At 68.8% G+C, this 279-nt stretch carries 1 protein-coding gene; it reads right to left on the bottom strand.

Translation table 11 applies throughout. The features are described from left to right. Positions 1-226 (bottom strand): GTP-binding protein (locus tag FLQ44_RS08250; RefSeq protein ID WP_338117468.1); only part of this gene is annotated, 226 nt, incomplete at its 3' end. Positions 227-279 lie beyond the last annotated feature (53 nt).

The raw sequence follows: 279 nt of genomic DNA, 5'->3' as shown, positions 1-279 counted from the left end.
CGCGTTCCGCCTTCAGTCCGTCGACGAGGAAGGACAGGTCGAGTTCACCCGTCGGGCCGGCGCGCAGCGCCTCGGCAAGGTGATCCTCGAAGACCGCGCCGGATTCGTAGAGCAGCCGGCCGATGAGCGTGCTCTTGCCGTCGTCCACGGCGCCGCAGGTCATGAAGCGCAGGCGCGGCAGGGTGAGCGGCGGCGGCAAGGCGCCGGCGGGCAGGGGCGTGGCCATCAGAAATAGCCCTCGCGCTTCTTGTCTTCCATGGAGGAGCCGACATGGTCGAA

Origin of the sequence: Vogesella mureinivorans, assembly GCF_007644035.1 — a bacterium.
In the GTDB taxonomy this organism is placed as follows: Bacteria; Pseudomonadota; Gammaproteobacteria; order Burkholderiales; family Chromobacteriaceae; genus Vogesella; species Vogesella mureinivorans.
This window is presented reverse-complemented; position numbering and strand designations above follow the sequence as displayed.